Source organism: Streptomyces sp. SID9727 (genome assembly GCF_010550605.1).
Lineage (GTDB): Bacteria > Actinomycetota > Actinomycetes > Streptomycetales > Streptomycetaceae > Streptomyces.
The window spans coordinates 84,535-100,087 of sequence record NZ_JAAGNI010000435.1; the positions used below are offsets into that span (position 1 = coordinate 84,535).

Below are 15,553 nucleotides of genomic sequence, written 5' to 3' on the forward strand. Positions count from 1 at the left end.
CCTGGCAACGAAGTTGTTTTTCACCGGAGCGCGGACGTGTCTCATGGGCGCCCGCGGGACCGAAGAGGAGGGTCTCCATGCCTGACATCGACCTCGGCGCGGCGGATGACTGGGAAGTCGGCGAGTTCCACGGCGTCGTGAAGCTGACGGGGAGCCGGGGCCAATCGAGCCCGGCGAAAAAGGATGTGCTCGTCGGGTCGCCGGTGAGCATCGAGTTGCTGGTGAACACCAACCTGTCGAGCAGCCAGGAAGGCGACAAGATCTACTTCACGGCCCACCACGGCAGCACGAAGAAGGTCATCGCCGTCATCGACTCCGACGGCCACATGTCCATCGCCGGCAAGGTCTTCCCCCATCAGGGGTACCTGGCCTGACAGTGCGAGGCCCCGGCCCTCTTCCCCTCTCGGGAAGTCAGCCCGACAAGGGGGCAGGGCCCGCGCGCCGCGCACGGTACGTACGCCTTGCGGGTGATGAGGCCGCTCGCCCGGCGTTGATCTCGTGTCCACCAGAGTGCGGTAGTGCCCGCAGGGACTTCCGCGGACCGTAAAGGGGAACCCCATGCCCGACATCGACCTCGGTGTGGCATCGGATGTGAAGACCGGTGACTACAACGGTCGCGTCAAGCTGACACAGAACCGGGTCTACTCGGACTCGGAGAAGAAGGACGTACTCATCAGCGGCCCGGAGAGCATCGAGTTGTCGGTGAACACGAACCACTCCAGCAGCCAGGAAGCCGACAAGTTCTTCTTCGCCACCCACCACGGAAGCTTGATGCGCATCCTCGCGGTGCTGGACTCCGAGGGCAACCTGCGCCTCGCCGGCCGGCTGATCACAGAGCAGAAGAACCTGACCTACTAGGGCACGGCCCCACCGCTCCTGTGCGCGCCCGAAGCGCGTGCGCCTCCACCGGATGAGGAAGCCGTTCATCCGGCCACGACCTTGTTTCACCGGAGCGCGGCGGTTGCCCATCGGCAACGGCCGTGGATCACAGAGGGGGACTCCATGCCCGACATCGATCTCGGCGTAGCCACGGACGAGAACTGGGAAGGCGACGGCAACGGCCGCGTCAAGCTGCGGCAGAACCATCTCTACTGGCCGAAGAAGGACGTGCTCATCAGCAGCCCGCAGAGCATCGAGCTGTCGATCAACACCAACCTCGAAGTGGACCACGAGAAGAACAAGTTCTACTTCACGACCTACCACGGCACAGACAAGAAGGTGGTCGCGATCCTGGACTCACAGGGGAACCTCTACCTCGCGGGCAGCCTGTCCCAGGAGAACTGGGGCGACCTGTCCTACGACTGAGCCCGGACGGGAAGGAGGCCGCAGCCCAGCCACCCGGGGGGCGGCCTCCCTCTGCCTAGGTCGTGGGTGTGGCCCGGCAGGGCGGGCGAGAGCCCGGGCAGCCGGCCTCCAGGATCGGTAATGACCTGCACATCGTTGTGGCGCCGGTGTTCGTGGGAGTAGTCGGCCCGGCCGTCGCCGACCCGGTCGCACCCGGCGAGGGTACAGACGTCAGCCATCTCGATCAGCAGCTCGGGGCCTCCTTCGTTGCGCTTCGCGGCCCATCACCCGATCGGTCACCAACTCGAAGAGGCTCACTGGGCGAAGCCGCTGGAGCGCATCGACCCCACCGCGTTGGTGGTCAACGAAACGTTGCTCAGCTTGCTCCGACGGAAAGCCGGAGAGGTCGGGGTCTTCCCTGTTCAAAGTCCGGTCACACGCAGCCGCCCTGTTGTCCAGTTGCTCGGCCAGGCCGGATGTAGGGCCAAAGCGGGATCATCCGGGGATACATCGTCGGCTTCCTCACCGCCGAGCCAGAGTGGGCGGCACTTGAATGCGTGGCCGGTGAGCAGAGAGGCATCTCACGGAAGCGCCAGGCTAGGGTCTGCAGTCATGGACTTCCGATCGACCACCGACCCCGTTACCTTCCCCGCCCCGCTTCGCGAGCAGTTGGAGACGTTCCTCGATGAGCACCGGGCCGCCCTCCACGCCAGTCTGGACGGGCTGACCGAGGAGCAGGCTCGGCGGTCGCTGGTGGCATCGAAAACCACGCTGCTGGGGCTCGTCAAGCACGCCACGTTCGTGGAGAAGGTCTGGTTCGACGAGGCGATCACCTGTCGGTCGCGTGCCGAGATCGGTATTCCGGCCACACCCGACGAGTCCTTCGACCTGGAATACGGCGATACCGTCGCCTCGGTTCAGCTCGCCTACAGGGAAGCCTGCGAGGCATCGCGGAAGGCCGCCGCGGAGCTGTCGCTGGACGATGTCGTACGGGGAAACCGGCGCGGCCCGCTGCCGATGCGCTGGATCTACCTCCACATGCTGCGCGAACTGGCCCAGCACTGCGGCCACGCAGACATCCTTCGGGAGCAGATGCAAGCCGCCTGAACAGTGGTCCGTTGCTCGCCCGATCTGGCACGTCCACTGGATCCCCGCCCTCCCGCCTCGTGGCTCAACCGGATCGAACCAGGACTTGTCGGGCCGGTCGTTTACGAACGACTCGCCCGGCTTACCACGTAGGAAACGGCCCCGTGCGCCGCATGTGCGCCCTCGTGGTCGAAGACCGGTTGCCTGCCGCTCCGGCTCGCCACCGCCATGGCCTGCTCAGGGGTTCCAGTAGACGGTGGTGAACACACGCTCGAAGCGTCGGGCCGCGCGGTCCTCGCGCTGGATCACCCAGTGGACGGTCGCGCCTTCCCGCTTCTCCACGTCCCTGCCGGCGTACCAGTCGGCCAGGAGCACCCAGTCGGCCACGTCGGCCGAGACGGGACCGTCCCAGTGGCCGGCGTCCACCGCCTGCGCCGCGAGGGACGCCGCGATGTCGACCGGGTCGAACTCCACGATCTCCTCGTCCGCGTATCCTCCGATCTGCATCTGCGCCGAGGGCGCGATGAGGTCCTTGGTGTCCTCCCAGATCTCGACGAGTTCGGAGCAGCGGGGATGCCCGGGAAGGTATACGGCTTCCTCCTCACCGAGGGGAACGACGAACTGGTGGTGGGGGAGCGATACGTCGGTCCGCGCCCGGAGAGGCCCCTCCGGATAGCTCGCGAACACCCTGTCGTCCTCGGCGATGTTCGCCGGCCCCCACGCGCACCGATCCCGTGGGGTGACGGCCGCGTCGGCCGGCACGTGGATCACGGTGCCCATGGAAGTGTTTTCCCTGGTCTCGAGCAGGGCGAAGAACAGCAACTGGCCGTCAGGCGGCAAGGGGAGGTCCGTCGCCGCGGCCGGCAGTGCGGCGAGGTCGACCGAGGCCACGAAGGGGTGCCCGGGGTCCCGGGTGTCGGCCGGAAGCAGCAGTTCACCGCCGAACCGTCCCACGACCGGTCCGGTGTCGTCGTCGGACAGTGCCAGGGTGGCACAGGGACGGGCTGTGGCCAGCCACCGCTCCACATCGTCGGCCGGCACGCCCTGGACCTCGGCTTCTTCACGGAAGGGACGGAGCCGGTCTCGTATCGCAGACGTCACGGGCGCACCGTACCGAACGAGGCGGAGGGTTGGGACAGTGCATCTCCTCTGCATGGCCCAGCCGTTGGCGTTCGAAGGCAGGGTGCACGAGCAGGACCCGAGCAGTCGGGCGGGGCCGCTCGCCGACCGACGTCACGGGCGGCCCCGTCAGCCGAACGGCAGGGCCACCAGCGCAACCTGACGCAGGGCGCTCCGGGCGGGCGCGGGAGGCGGGCCAGAGCACAGACGGCGCCCATGGTGATGGAGCCGTCGGCCTCGCCCGGTTCGAGGCATTCCTCCTCCACGATGCCAGCGGCTTCGAACGCCGCGCACAGCTCGGCGGGCTTTCGGCTGGCCCGACTCGGCATGCAGGACACGGTCTTGGCTCTGACGTGGGCCGAGTCGAGCACGGCCCGGGACAGGTCGAGCAGGCCGGCGTCGTCCATCCGGGGCATGATCTCCTCGTGCAGCGGGTCCCAGACACCGGCTAGCGACCAGATCAGGAGCCTGCGGCGGGCCGTCGACTTCGATATTCCGAAGCACGGCGGCAACGCCAGCCAGAAACATCCGCTGACCAGGACATAGATGAGCGCCGCGAACAGCGTCTCATCAGGTGTGTCCTGTGGCCCGCCGCCTTGCGGCCGCACCTTCGACGGCGGGATCAGCGGCTCCGCGATCTCTCACAGTCCGTCGGGAACGATCCGACTCCCAGTACTTCTCCCCACGCTGAACCCAACCACCGACTCACCACGCAGGACACGGTCCAAGGGTCAAGGAGCCCGGGCGGTCGCGGCTGCGCGGACACAGAGCCCCGAGGCTCGTTCCAGCCATCGGCGGACGCGAGGGGGAGACACTGCTGCCATGGATCTCCTTGCCTTGCGATACTTCCAGGCCGTGGCCCGTTACCAGCACATCAGCCGCGCCGCGCAGGAGTTGCGTGTCGCGCAGCCCTCGGTGAGCCGGACAATCAGCCGGCTCGAGTCGGACCTCGGCGTGCGCCTCTTCGACCGTCAGGGGCGTCGGATACGGCTCAACGACCACGGCGTCGCGTTTCTTGGGCGGGTCGACAATGCCTTGGCCGAACTTGACGACGGACGACGTGAGATGGCTGACGCGGCCGCCGGAGGTCCTGGACGGGTGGCCGTAGCGGCGGAGACGCTCTTGCAGTTGGCCGGGGTGCTGGCGGCCTTCCGCGCGCAGCGTCCGGGCGTGAAGGTGCGGCTGTTCCAAGCCTCACTGGAGGGGATGCGGCGACACGTCGCTTCCGGCGAAGTGGATTTCGCCTTGGCTTCCCAGGCGTTGTCCGGGCCTGGGCTGGCAACCGTGGAACTCTGCCGGGAGGAAGTATTCCTCGCCGTACCGCGTGGCCACCGGCTGGCAGACCGAGAGGACGTCGCGTTGACCGAGCTGGCAGGGGAGGGGTTCGTCACTACGCGAACGGGGCACTGGCAGCGCGCCCTCCTCGAGAGGCTGTTCGCCCGGGAGGGGCTGCGACCGCAGGTGGTCTGCGAGGGCGACGAGGCTGCGGCCACGCCGGAGATGGTCGGCGCGGGCCTCGGGGTCGGGCTGATGCCCGCCGTCGCCCGGCGGACGATAGGTGAGGGCGGCCCGGTGGCCTGGGCGCGCCTGCGCGGTGAGGAGAGCCGTCGCACGCTGACCCTTGTCTGGCGGCAGGGCGCCTATCTGTCACCCGCCGCGCTGGACTTCCGCCGGCTGGCGCGGGAACGCCTTATGCCCCATCCGTCATGAGTGCATGGCGATATCGGTAGTGGAGGTCATGAGGAGAGCGGCACTAACGTCAAGGGCGCCACAACGATTCCGACGAGGGAGAACGGCGATGAGCGGGCATTACGGCCCTGTGAGGGACTCATCCGTCAGCTATGTCGAGGCCATCCTCGATGTCTTATCCGCCGAGCCGCGGCGGACTGTGATCACCTCTGCCGACGGGGCGCACATCCGTGCGGCCGACCTCCGTGACCGTATCCGGCGCCTCGACGCCGAACTGCGCGATCGCGGTGTGGGCCGCGGCACCACGGTGGCCCTGCTCACGGGCAGTACCGTGGAGGGTCTCGTCGCGCGCTACGCCGCCAATATGGCCGGCGGCAAGGTCGTCACCCTCTACGAGGGCACGAGCGCGACCACGATGGCGGACATCATGGCGAGCGTCGACTGTTCGCTGCTCCTCGTGGACGGTCGGCGGCAGGAGGCGGGCGCGCAGCTGGTGGGCACGGCGGCCACGCACCGCACGTTGTCGTTGGGGCCGAGCACGTACGCCGAGGACGTCCTGGCCCTGGCTGACCGCCGCCCCGCACTTCCGCTGCGGAGCCCGGCCCGACCGGGGGACGACTGGCGCATCGGGCACACGGGTGGCACGACAGGCATGCCCAAGGGCATCCGGATGAGCCATGCCTCGCACCGGCGCGGCCTCGATGACCGGCTCGAGGGTGCGGGCGAGCCGCCCCGCTTCCTCGCCTGCACGTCGCTGGCCCACCTTGCTGGGCTCCTCGTCGACCGCACGTTGTACCAGCACGGGTCGGTGGTGCTGCAAGAGGGCTTCGACCCAGGTGAGGTACTGGCCGCCGTCGCCCGTGAACGCATCACCCACACCTGGCTCCTGCCGCCGCTGCTCTATCAGATCCTCGACCACCCCGATCTGCCGGGCACTGATCTGCGCAGCCTGAGCCGGATCACGTACGGCGGTACGGCTGCCTCACCCGAGAGGCTGCGCGAGGCGGCCGCGGTCCTCGGGCCCGTCCTGTACGGCTGGTACGGCCAGGCCGAGGCCCAACTCATCACCGAAGCGGGCCCCGGTGAACAGGAGCTGACCGGTCGCGACGGCCATCTCACGGTCGGCCGGGCGATGCCCGGTGTGGAGATCGCCCTCCGGAGCCCGGACGGCACTCGTCTGCCACCGGGTGAGCTCGGGGAGGTGCACGTCCGTTCGCACCACGTGATGCCCGGCTACTGGAAGCAACCGAAGCTTACCGCCGAGGTGTTGAGGGGCGGCTGGCTGCACACCGGCGACGTCGGCTACCTCGACGAGGCCGGCCACCTTTTCATCGTCGACCGGATCAAGGACATGATCGTGGTCGTCGGGGGTCACGTCTATCCGGCCGATCTGGAGGAGCTGCTGCTGCGTCATCCCGGCGTCGCCCGGTGTACGGTCTTCGGCAGCCGTGACAGGCACGCACTGGAACAGGTGCACGCGGCCGTGGTGCCCGCGGCCGGGCACGATCCCTCGTTGGAAGAGCTTCAGAACTTCGTCACCGTACGCAAGGGAGCTCTCTATGCTCCGCACGCCGTGCACCTCGTACCGGAGATCCCTCTGACAGCTGTGGGCAAGCCGGACCGGCGCCTGTTGCGATCCCGACTTGCCGACCCCTGGGCGACCGCCGCATCGGGGCCCGAGGACCTGCCTTCCTGAGCGGGTTCCGTGGAAGCGCATGCCGCCCCTCCGACCAGCTCCGCGCGAGCCACCACACCTGGGGCCTGACCGACGCGTATCACCGCACCGGTTCGGATCAGCCTGGGTGTCACAGGTGCGCGGACACCTCGGTCTTCTCCGCGCCGGGCTCCCGGTCGCACGGCGCGAGGCCGAACCGGGACACGGACGAATTCCTGAGGCACCCTGCGTTCGACGCACCCAGCGCCTCGAAGAAGCGGACGCGATCTCCTGCACATGCTCGAAGGGGCGAGGTACGACGTTGAATCCAGGCCCTGCGGACCGACGAACCGGTCGGCGATCCTTGCCACCGTCCCGGGCGCGGCACGTCGGATTCGGGGGAGCCCGTAGCGATCACACCCGAGAAGGCTCCCCTCGCACTGCGGGTGATCCGAGCTTCCTTACGGGCAGTCCTTCGAGCCGGTCTGCGGATCAGGCATGCGAGACGGTGGAGCGGGAGCGTTGGCACCAGTACGTTCAGGCTCTCAGATCATTTTCTCGACAGCGGAGGAACAGTGCTCAAAGGCATGACGGCCGTCGTCACGGGCGGGTCCCGGGGAATCGGTCGAGCGATTGTCGAACGCCTGTGCCGTGAGGGCGTCGACGTAGTCTTCAACTACTCCACCAGTGAGGACGCCGCTGCCGATGTCGTCCGCGTCGTTCAGTCGGACGGTGGCAACGCCCGGGCGGTGTGCCTGGACCTGGAGAAGCCCGAGGCGCCGGAGCAGCTGATGGAAACCGCAGAGGCGCACCTCGGCGGCTTGGACATCCTGGTCAACAACGCGGCGGTGGCCCACAGCCCGGTGCCACTTGCACAGACCGAGGCGGAGGTATTCGACAGCGTGATGGCGATCAATACCAAGTCGGTCTTCCTGACGATGCGTTATGCAGCCAGGCAGATGCGCGACGGTGGGCGGATCGTGAACATCTCGACCATGAACACTGTGCGTCCCGTGCCGGGGATCGGGCCGTACGTCGCCAGCAAGGGCGCGATCGAGCAGCTGACCGCGGTCGCAGCCAGGGAGCTCGGACCACGAGGCATCACGGTCAACGCTGTCTCTCCCGGCGCGACCGACACGGAAATGCTCCGTGGCGCAAATCCCCCGGAGACGCTCCGGGCGGTCGCCGGGATGACACCTCTCGGCCGCCTCGGAGAGGCGTCCGACGTGGCCGCTGTCGTCGCGTTTCTCGCAGGCCCGGAAGGCAGGTGGATCACCGGCCAGAACCTGCGGGTAACGGGCGGGCTGGCCTGAGCCCAGGTGCTCTCCTTCGATTTCACCGGCTACGGCGAGTCCGAGGACCTGCAACCTGGATGACGAGTCGCCTGCGCTGAAGAGCGGTGATGTGGGCGCCTCGGCCGGAATACTCGCCGACCACCGGCCGTCACCGAGGGCGCTCTCTCGGAGTGCTCGGGTTCGACATCGACTTCCCCCTCGACCCGGAACGGGGCGGACAGGAGACACACCGCCATGACCGGCTTCGCCCAGCCCGTGGGTTACCAGGCCCACCCGCCTGGCTCGCACGCGCTGTGCGGGCTGCTCAGGTAGGCGCCGACGGCGGTGGTACGGACACTCGTCTGCGGCGGCTGAGCCACTGGGCGATGCCGGGTGATGACGGCGGGGTCGACATGCTGGGTGCTGTACCTGGCGGGGGTGGATGGTCCCGCGCCGGGGCAGAAAGAGGTGGTTGTCGGTTTCGTAGACACGGATATCGGCCTCCGGGCGGTCGGCCAGGCCGGTGCGCCAGTGCACCAGGTTGTCGGCGACGGCGACCTGGCAGTCGCGTGCTTCTCGGAGGATGCGCATCGGCTCGCTGCCCGTCGACGGCGTCCACAGCCGTCTCTCTGTTCAGTGACCCCGCCCGTGGTGCGGTCGTCCACTGTTACAGGTGCGCTTCCGCGGCCTGTGCGGCACATGCCCGCACGGCTCAGTCGCCCGGGGCTGTCGATCGGGGCCGGCCGGCTGGCCGTGTCGATGGGCGGGGCTGGTTCAGGTGGTGGTGATGGTCTTGTACTCGGTGTAGGTGCCGAGGCCGACGGCACCGTACTCACGGCCGATGCCGCTGTTCTTGAAGCCGCCGAAGGGACCGTCGAAACCGATGGGAGCGCCGTTGACGGTGACCGTGCCGGTGCGCAGGCGCCGGGCTACGGCGAGGGCGTGGCCGGTGTCGGAGGACCAGACACCGCCGGAGAGGCCGTACTCGGAATCGTTGGCGATGCGTACGGCGTCGTCCTCGTCGTCGTAGGCGATGACGACCAGGACCGGGCCGAAGATCTCCTCCTGGGCGATGCGCATGGAGTTGTCGACATCGGCGAAGAGGGTCGGGGTGACGTAGTTGCCCGCCTCCAGCCCCGCGGGAACGTGGGGGCCGCCGGTGATGAGGCGGGCCCCTTCTTCGATGCCGACCCGGATGTAGTCGCGCACGCGCTGCTGCTGATCGCGGCGGATCATCGGGCCGATGAAGGTGTCCTGCGCCAGCGGGTCGCCGACCTTCAGCGACTCCACCAGTTCCTTGAGCGCGGTGACGACCTCCTCGTAGCGGGAGCGGGGCGCGAGAATGCGGACCTGCGCGATGCACGCCTCTCCGTTGTTGAGGAGCGAGCCGAACTTCAGCCCTTGGACGGCCTGCTGGACATCGGCGTCGGGGAGGATCAGCGCGGCCGACTTGCCGCCGAGTTCGAGGCTGACTCGCTTGAGCTGCTGCCCGGCGATGGACGCGATGGTCCGTCCGGCGCGGGTGGAGCCGGTGAAGGCGATCTTGTCGACGTCGGGGTGGGAGATCAGGTACTCACTGGTCGCCCGGTCGGCGGGCAGCACGCTGATCACGCCCTGCGGGAGCCCGGTCCGCTCCAGCAGCTCAGCGAGGAAACGCATGCTGAGGGAGTTCTCCGGGGAGACCTTGAGCACCACGCTGTTGCCGGCGAGCAGCGCAGGGATGATCTTCGCGTTGGCGGCGGAGAACGGCGAGTTCCACGGGATGACGGCTGCGACGACGCCGATCGCTTCACGCCGCACGATGCTGCGGAAGGGGACGGCCGGGTCGGACGGGACGAGGACGGCCTCCCAGTCGAAGTCTTCGGCGGCCTTGAAATAGGCGTTGGCCTGCCGGGTCAGGCCGCCCTGTCCGGCGAGAGTGAACCAGACCGCCGAGCCGTTCTCGGCGGTGATCAGCTCGGCGATCTTCTCCGCGTACTGTTCGCGCAGTTCGTTGTAGCGGCGCAGGACGGCGAGGCGCTCTTGCGGCGGGGTGCCACTCCATACCCCGGCCTCGAACGAGGCCCGGGCGGCGGCTACGGCGCGGTCGACATCGGCAGGCTGCGCCTGGGCGGCGCGGGCAATGACGGACTGGTCATGAGGGGAGCGGATGTCGAGCAGCTCCGGATCGCTGGGCTTCACCCAGGAGCCGCCGATGAAGAGCCGGTCGTAGGTCGTCGTCATGACGTTCGATCCCTTCGAGAACTTATGTGTCACTTCAATGTAGCACTTAGCTTGCTTGGCGACTCAGACGCGAGACGGAATATCCCCTACAAGGCGCATGCAGGGTACGTTTTGGGGATGAGAGCTGACGCAGCACGCAACCTGGAAGCTGTTCTGACGGCGGGAGCACGGACACTCGCCGTCGACGCGGGGGCGAGTATGGCCGATATCGCCGCGGAAGCGGGGGTCGACCGGCGCACCGTCTACCGGCGCTTCGCCTCCCGGGAGGCCCTGCTGGCCGCGGTCTACGAGGCCCGGCTCGACGCCATCGAGGCTGTGATCCGTGAGGCCCGCCTACGGGAGGCCCCGGTGCAGGTCGCCCTGCACCGTTACGTCGAAGGTGTCATCGAGGTCAACCGGACCTGGCCCGTCGACCTCGCCCGCATGCTGACCGACGCCCCCTCCCGCGAGCGGCGCGACCAGTTCGTGCACGAAGTCGACGCTTTCCTCCAGCGCGCCACCGACGAGGGCCTGTTCCGACCCGGGCTCCCGCCGGGGTGGGCCGCCGCCCTCATCCCCCTGTTCATGCACCAGGCATCCCGGGAACTACCCCGACTCACCCCCGGACAAGCCGCCGACATCGTCGTCGACACCCTGCTCCACGGCATCGGCACCGGCATCGGCACGACCCCGGCCCCGCACGCTCCCTCGCCGTAATCCGCAGTGCGGGCATGACTACCTCGTAGACCAGGCAGGATCTGTGAACCCGGTTCGACCCGGCACCACAGAGGGGTACTCGGCGCCGTCGGCCGTGCACTACGCATCAACGCGCGCTATCGCGATGTGCACGCCCGCCGACAGCACCGCGCCGTCGGCGATCGACGGGAACAACAGCTTCCTCAGCCGGAGACGGCCTCTTCCACGGTCCAGGTCAGCAGATGCACGCTGCCCCGGGACCGTCTCCGCCACTCGGCCGTCCGCGACCACGAACCGCTCGGGAGGCGCCCCGACTTCAAACGCGCCGTCGAGAACGTATCCGCACTCGCGGGCAACCCGACTGAGACCGGCCTCCTCACCTCGGAGACGCAGGCTTCGTCGGACCGGTGACGGTGTGGGGTTCCTTCACGGTCGACGCCCGCCCCTATGGCTTCCCCACCCCCGCCATCTCGCCTTTGCCGAGCCCTCGGTGCCGGAGCCCGGCCCGGGAACGGCGCTGGTGGAGAACCTGTTCTGGTCGGTGGGCCCCTGTCACCGCGAGGTGATGGACGCGGACTTCGCGCTGAACGTCCCCCTGGAGGGCCGCACCATGGGCCGGATCGCGGAAACCCGCGAGCGGCAGGACCTGTTCGTCCCGGCGGCGGCCGGCGGTGTGGGCACCGCCACCGGCCGCCTCGCCAGAAGCTGGGCCTCGGCCCCTTCTTGGCGCGCTGGAAACGTGTCCATGGCAGCCTTCGGCTCCGGCGCGGCGGCTCATCGGTCCCGGGCGTCGTCCGCGTTCGGTGCAGCCCTTGGCCCGCCCGTCAGAGCCGTGAGAGCTCGTCGATCAGGTCGTCCAGACCCAGGGAGCCCTGAGAGAGGGCGGCCATGTGCCAGGCTTTCAGGTCGAAGGCATCCCCCCGGCGCTCCTTGGCCCTTTCCCGGCCGAGCAGCCAGGCCCGTTCCCCGAGCTTGTAGCCGATCGCCTGCCCGGGCATCGTCAGATAGCGGATGAGCTGGCTCTCCACGTAGTCCGCCGGGCGGCTGCTGTGTGCGCCGATGAACTCCTGGGCGAGGCGGGGCGTCCACCGCTCACCCGGGTGGAACGGCGAGTCGGCCGGGATGTCCAGCTCCAGGTGCATGCCGATGTCGACGATCACCCGGGCCGCCCGCATCATCTGCGCGTCCAGATAGCCGAGCCGTTCCTCGGCGTCCGTCAGGAATCCGAGTTCGTCCATCAGACGCTCGGCGTAGAGGGCCCACCCCTCGATGTTGGCGCTGACCATGCCGACGGTCGCCTGGTAGCGGGAGAGGTCTCCTGAGACGTGTATCCACTGGGCGAGCTGGAGGTGGTGGCCGGGAACGCCCTCGTGGTACCAGGTGGACACCAGGTCGTACACCGGGAAGCGGGTCTCGCCCATGGTCGGCAGCCAGGTGCGGCCGGGCCGCGAGAAGTCCTCGGAGGGAGGGGTGTAGTACGGGCCTCCTCCGCCTCCGGACGGCGCGATACGGGACTCCACACGCCGTACCCGGTCGGCGAGCTCGAAATGGGTGCCGTCCAGGGCGCTGATCGCCTGGTCCATCAGGCCCTGGAGCCAGTCACGGACCTTCTCCTCGCCCTCGATGTGCCGGCCGTGCTCGCGCAACCCGGCCAGCGCGGCCCAGGGAGTGTCGGCGCCGGGGAGGACGCGTTCGGCCTCGGCCCGCATCTCGGCGAGCAGTCGATGGAACTCCGACCAGCCGTAGGCGTACGCCTCGTCGAGGTCGAGGTCGGTGCCATTGTAGTAACGGGCCCAGCGGGCGTAGCGCTCGCGGCCGACGGTGTCCGGGGCGCCTTGAACGGCAGGTTCGTATTCCGCGCGGATCCAGTCCCGCAGCCCGGCGACGGCGGCAGTGGCGGCACGGGCCGCCTCGTCCAGCTCACCGCGCAGCGCGTCGGGACCGCCGGCCGTGAACTCTTCGAACCAGCCTCGCCCTTGGCCATCTGTATCCACCCACTGATCGAGCTGGCCGGCGAAGGTGGCCGTGGGGCGGGGGGCCGCGTGCAACTCGCGTTCGAGTCCGAGGGTCAGGCACTCGCGGTAGCCGGCCAGCGCCCGGGGCACGGCCCGCAGACGCTCGACGACGGCTGCCCAGTCCTCCTCGGTCCGGGTCGGCATCGCCGTGAAAACGTCGCGGACGAAGTGCGGCGGCGTCGCTATGTTGCCCACGGCGCGCAGGTGTTCACCGGCCTCGTGAACCGCGAGCTCCGCAGTGAGGCGTTCGCGCAACAGGCGAGCGCAGCGGCGCTCGGTCCCGCTGCCGGCACCGGGCAAGCGCTCAGCTTCGGTGAGGCGTGCGAGGGTCTCGCGTGCAAGGGCCGCGAGGGCGTCCGCGCCGGCCGGTGACGTATCGGGCAAGCGGCTGGCACTCTCCGGCACGCCGAGGAACGTACCCGTGATCGGGTCAAGCACGATGAGGGCGTCGACGTAGGCGTCGGCGACGTGACGAGGGAGCGGATCGTCGATCTGCGTCATGAGGTCATCCTTACGCAGAAGCTGACGCCAGTCATCAGTTGTCCAGGGACTCGCGACGCGGATGATCCGTCCCGGTACCGGCTCCGCTGCCTTCGGCGTCCGGCTCCCGCGGGAGCGGCGACGGGATCGCCGCCGCCGTGGAGGACATCGCCACCAACGGCCTGCCCTCGGTGGAGGCCCGGACGCCGTGGGGAGGAACTGCACGAGGCCCATCTCGCCCGGCTCGCCGCCCAGCGTCCGGCCGTTGTCCGAGGCCTGCTGCCCACGGCCCCCACCGCCCGGACCGTGTGCACCGACACCGCCGCCGAGCAGCAGGACTTCATCACCGGCGAAGCCGGGCTCCACGCCCTGGACCGTGCCCTGGTCGTCCTCTCAGCCGACTCCGAAGCCGGCGGCCTCCTGCCCCGGTGGCAGCTCCGGGCCGTGGCTGCCTCGCGGTGGGCGCCACGCTACGGTTCACCAGCAGTACCCCGACCTGTCATGGCGGTGGCGAGGCCGCGGCCAGGAGAGTGCGCCCGGCCTCGGTGAGTTCGTACATGGCCGTGCGGCCGGCTCGGCTGCAATCGACCAGTCCGGCGTCCCGCAGGACTGCCAGGTGTTCGCTGGCCGTCGGGGCGGTGACGTTCACCAGTCCGGCCACCGCCGTCGTCTGCAGCGGAGTGGTGAGTGCGGCGAGGATCCTCGCTCGAGTCGCGCCCAGGAGACGGTGAAGAGATCTCGGGGTGGGGGGTGCCGCCCATAGATACCGTCCGGACGCCGGGTAGTAGATCGCCGGAGCCCATTGGTCCGAAGTGGTGCACTGCACCCGGTCGGTGATGAACAGCGACGGAACGAGAATGAGCCCTTCCGGGCAGTCGACGTCGATGTCCACAGGCTTCTCGACGGTGACCATGTCGTCTTCGCACGCCGCGGAGGGGTGCAGGCGCGGAAGGACTGAGCGTAGTCCCTCGCGGTTGACCTGGATGGCCCGGTCCAGTAACTCGGCACGCAGCGCCTGCCGCATGCCGACCCACTCCGGTTCCACAACTGCTGTCCAGAGGCGCCGTAGTGCGTCGGCGGCCTCGGACCTGGCTCGCTCGGGGTCGTCGAGCAGCCGGCACATGTCTGCCCCACGCCCCCTCGTGGCGTCGACCAGTTCCGCGTACGTCTGGTCCGCCGGTGCGCCGAGGAGGGCGTCCATACCTTCCTCGAACGTCGGCTCACTGGTCATCGGCGACGGGTCGAGGAAGTCGGGCCGGTACGCACCCTCGGCCATGAAGACGCTGAGCGCCCGCAGGTCCGGGTGCGAGAGGTGGAGGTGGCGACGGCGAAGCCACGGACGGAACATCGTGTGACGCTGTGGTTCGGTCAACAGCTGGGCAAGGCTGACCACTTCGTGGATCGGTGACATCGCCCACCGCACACGCGCAGCGCCGGCGCCCAATCGGTAGCGGATCATCCCCGTATTGTTAGGCCACCGCCGAAGTGAGCGCGAGCAGAACGGCCGAACCCTGAGACTCGGGCCATGACCGACACGGAACCGATTGCCCGGCGTTCCGAGGAATCCGGGCGAGTGCAGCAGACGCGAACGATCCGGCTGGGCGGCGGCGGATCGACCATCGAAGTCCTCGCGGGTCCGGCGGAGACCAGCGGGATGGTGAGCATCTACCGGTGGCGTATGTCGCCCTCCAGCCGGGGACCTGCCCCGCACTTTCACTCGACCTTCAGCGAGACCTTCATCGTGGAAGAAGGCGAAGTCGACTACTTCGATGGGCAGGCATGGCGAAGACTGCGGCCTGGCGACACCGCGCACGCCCCGATGGGCGGCGTCCACGCCATCCGGAAGGAACGCGCCGAACCAGCGGCCCTCCTGATGGCACTCTCGCCGGGCGTACCGCGAGAGGAGTACTTCGCACAGCTCGCCACGATCAACGAGCGGGAGTTGAGCCGGCTTCACGACGACCACGACAACCATTTCGTCGACATCCACGAGCGGTGACGGCGACGCACCATGTCCACTCTCGCCGGACAAGTGGCTTCAGGCGCCCCTCGGC

At 68.8% G+C, this 15,553-nt stretch carries 13 protein-coding genes and 3 pseudogenes; 10 read left to right on the plus strand and 6 right to left on the minus strand.

What is annotated here, in order from left to right:
* Positions 1 to 77 precede the first annotated feature (77 nt).
* From G3I41_RS30105 to G3I41_RS30115, 3 genes are all read left to right on the plus strand, one after another.
* Positions 78 to 374, plus strand: coding sequence for a DUF6342 family protein (locus tag G3I41_RS30105; RefSeq protein WP_164403701.1), 297 nt, complete (start codon positions 78 to 80; stop codon positions 372 to 374).
* A 184-nt stretch (positions 375 to 558) separates the two neighbouring features.
* The gene (locus G3I41_RS30110; RefSeq protein ID WP_164403702.1) at positions 559 to 858 is read left to right on the plus strand and encodes a DUF6342 family protein; all 300 of its coding nucleotides are present in this window, start codon (positions 559 to 561) and stop codon (positions 856 to 858) included.
* Between the two features lie 144 nt (positions 859 to 1,002).
* A complete protein-coding gene (locus tag G3I41_RS30115) occupies positions 1,003 to 1,305 on the plus strand; it encodes a DUF6342 family protein (protein ID WP_164403703.1) in 303 nt (100 codons plus the stop codon).
* 56 nt (positions 1,306 to 1,361) lie between these two features.
* Here the strand turns inward: G3I41_RS30115 and G3I41_RS30120 are convergent.
* Positions 1,362 to 1,508 (minus strand): annotated as a pseudogene (locus tag G3I41_RS30120) (IS5/IS1182 family transposase); the annotation flags it as partial.
* Positions 1,509 to 1,896: 388 nt separating this feature from the next.
* Between G3I41_RS30120 and G3I41_RS30125 the strand changes: the two are divergent.
* Complete coding sequence (locus tag G3I41_RS30125; RefSeq protein ID WP_164403704.1) at positions 1,897 to 2,391, plus strand: DinB family protein; 495 nt, start codon at positions 1,897 to 1,899, stop codon at positions 2,389 to 2,391.
* A gap of 216 nt (positions 2,392 to 2,607) precedes the next feature.
* On the opposite strand, the gene G3I41_RS30130 is transcribed toward G3I41_RS30125, so the two are convergent.
* Together G3I41_RS30130 and G3I41_RS30135 are read right to left on the minus strand one after the other, a co-directional pair.
* Positions 2,608 to 3,471, minus strand: a complete 864-nt coding sequence (locus G3I41_RS30130) for a DUF1963 domain-containing protein (protein WP_164403705.1) — start codon at positions 3,469 to 3,471, stop codon at positions 2,608 to 2,610.
* A gap of 359 nt (positions 3,472 to 3,830) precedes the next feature.
* Positions 3,831 to 4,127: pseudogene (locus tag G3I41_RS30135) on the minus strand (transposase); the annotation flags it as partial.
* Positions 4,128 to 4,311: 184 nt separating this feature from the next.
* On the opposite strand from G3I41_RS30135, the gene G3I41_RS30140 reads away from it, so the two are divergent.
* From G3I41_RS30140 to G3I41_RS30150, 3 genes are all read left to right on the plus strand, one after another.
* Positions 4,312 to 5,199 (plus strand): LysR family transcriptional regulator, encoded by an 888-nt coding sequence (locus tag G3I41_RS30140; protein ID WP_164403706.1) that lies wholly within the window; start codon positions 4,312 to 4,314, stop codon positions 5,197 to 5,199.
* A gap of 88 nt (positions 5,200 to 5,287) precedes the next feature.
* Positions 5,288 to 6,874, plus strand: coding sequence for an AMP-binding protein (locus G3I41_RS30145; RefSeq protein ID WP_164403707.1), 1,587 nt, complete (start codon positions 5,288 to 5,290; stop codon positions 6,872 to 6,874).
* Between the two features lie 545 nt (positions 6,875 to 7,419).
* Positions 7,420 to 8,145: a glucose 1-dehydrogenase gene (locus tag G3I41_RS30150; RefSeq protein ID WP_164403708.1), complete on the plus strand. Its 726-nt coding sequence runs from the start codon at positions 7,420 to 7,422 to the stop codon at positions 8,143 to 8,145.
* Between the two features lie 735 nt (positions 8,146 to 8,880).
* Here G3I41_RS30150 and G3I41_RS30155 read toward each other — a convergent pair.
* Complete coding sequence (locus G3I41_RS30155; RefSeq protein WP_164403709.1) at positions 8,881 to 10,329, minus strand: aldehyde dehydrogenase; 1,449 nt, start codon at positions 10,327 to 10,329, stop codon at positions 8,881 to 8,883.
* Between the two features lie 117 nt (positions 10,330 to 10,446).
* Between G3I41_RS30155 and G3I41_RS30160 the strand changes: the two genes are divergently transcribed.
* Both G3I41_RS30160 and G3I41_RS37165 read left to right on the plus strand, forming a co-directional pair.
* Positions 10,447 to 11,025 (plus strand): TetR/AcrR family transcriptional regulator, encoded by a 579-nt coding sequence (locus G3I41_RS30160; protein WP_164403710.1) that lies wholly within the window; start codon positions 10,447 to 10,449, stop codon positions 11,023 to 11,025.
* A 386-nt stretch (positions 11,026 to 11,411) separates the two neighbouring features.
* A pseudogene (locus tag G3I41_RS37165) lies at positions 11,412 to 11,707 on the plus strand (hypothetical protein); the annotation flags it as partial.
* A gap of 121 nt (positions 11,708 to 11,828) precedes the next feature.
* Here the strand turns inward: G3I41_RS37165 and G3I41_RS30165 are convergent.
* On the minus strand, positions 11,829 to 13,520 hold the full coding sequence (locus G3I41_RS30165) for a DUF885 domain-containing protein (RefSeq protein WP_164403711.1): 1,692 nt from the start codon (positions 13,518 to 13,520) through the stop codon (positions 11,829 to 11,831).
* A 478-nt stretch (positions 13,521 to 13,998) separates the two neighbouring features.
* Positions 13,999 to 14,847 carry a DUF5937 family protein gene (locus G3I41_RS30170; protein ID WP_239081902.1) on the minus strand — a complete coding sequence of 283 codons (849 nt, stop codon included), beginning with the start codon at positions 14,845 to 14,847 and terminating at the stop codon, positions 13,999 to 14,001.
* A 177-nt stretch (positions 14,848 to 15,024) separates the two neighbouring features.
* Between G3I41_RS30170 and G3I41_RS30175 the strand changes: the two genes are divergently transcribed.
* Positions 15,025 to 15,498: a cupin domain-containing protein gene (locus G3I41_RS30175; RefSeq protein WP_164403713.1), complete on the plus strand. Its 474-nt coding sequence runs from the start codon at positions 15,025 to 15,027 to the stop codon at positions 15,496 to 15,498.
* Positions 15,499 to 15,553: the final 55 nt, after the last annotated feature.